General features: G+C 45.6%; 1 pseudogene. It reads left to right on the forward strand.

Features of this window, described 5'->3' with window-relative positions:
* Window positions 1-78 precede the first annotated feature (78 nt).
* Window positions 79-472: pseudogene (locus BCT81_RS00075) on the forward strand (IS66 family transposase); the annotation flags it as partial.

Below are 472 nucleotides of genomic sequence, written 5' to 3' on the forward strand. Positions count from 1 at the left end.
CGATTTTACAATGACTTAATCGATAATAAAGCCTTATCTGCCAAGCGTTAACAGCATGATTTTAGTATAATCAATGCCATGAAAAAGACGCCAGATATCAACCCAGAAAGCCAAGATATTGCCGAGCTACAAGCGATGGTGAAAGCGCTGATGGCGTCAGAAAACCAATGGAAACAAGAGCGTCAATCTCTGCTTGAGCAACTCAAACTTGCTTTCGACCGCCAGTTCGCAAAACGCTCGGAGGCGTTAAAGCCTTACGATGAATCTCAAGGTGACCTCTTCAACGAAGTGGAATGTGAAGCCGCTAAGGGAGAGGTGGTTGAGGTAACAACGACCACAACGAAGAAGCGTGGTAAACGCAAGCCACTTCCAAAGACTTTGCCTCGTGAGGTTATCGAACTCGATTTAGACGACCATGAAAAACAGTGTGCATGCTGCCAACATAGTCTGCATAAAATCGGTGAAGACCGCA

It is taken from the genome of Vibrio sp. 10N.261.52.A1, assembly GCF_002876325.1.
GTDB lineage: Bacteria > Pseudomonadota > Gammaproteobacteria > Enterobacterales > Vibrionaceae > Vibrio > Vibrio chagasii.